The following is a 499-nucleotide window of genomic DNA, read 5'->3' as shown; positions in this document are numbered from 1 at the left end:
CGGCTGGCGCAGGCCGAAGACGATCTCGTGCCGGTCAAGCTGCGCAAGGGCGGCCGCACGCTCGGCGGCAGCCTGACCTGGGAGAAGCCGCAGCATCTGGCCTCCTTCGCCGCCGACGGTCCGTTTGCCGGCGTCGCGGTCCCCCGGGACGTCACCGTGAGCCGCCAGGTGCTGGCCGAACCCGACGCGGTGCTCGCCACCAAGAGCTGGGCCTCGCTGGAAGACGGAACGCCGCTGGTGACCGGCGAGCATCGCGGCAAGGGCCTCGTCAGCCTGTTCCACGTCAGCGCCGACATGCGCTGGTCGGATTTGCCGATGTCGGGCACCTTCGTCGAAATGCTGCGGCGGGTGGTCGACATGTCCGGCTACACGTCCAAGCCCGGCGCAGGCGTTGCCAGCGAAGCGACCACTGAAACGGTGGCGCCGCTGCACATGCTCGACGGTTTCGGCGCCTTCGGCCCGCCGCCGGCGACCGCAAAGCCCCTGCCCGCGGACTATC

General features: G+C 70.7%; 1 pseudogene. It reads left to right on the top strand.

Features of this window, described 5'->3' with window-relative positions:
* Positions 1-499 (top strand): annotated as a pseudogene (locus MOV74_RS40205) (LytTR family transcriptional regulator); the annotation flags it as partial.

It is taken from the genome of Bradyrhizobium sp. SHOUNA76, from assembly GCF_023006445.1.
Classification (GTDB): domain Bacteria; phylum Pseudomonadota; class Alphaproteobacteria; order Rhizobiales; family Xanthobacteraceae; genus Bradyrhizobium.
Note: the sequence above shows the minus strand (reverse complement) of the source record. Positions and strands in the feature narration are given on the sequence as shown.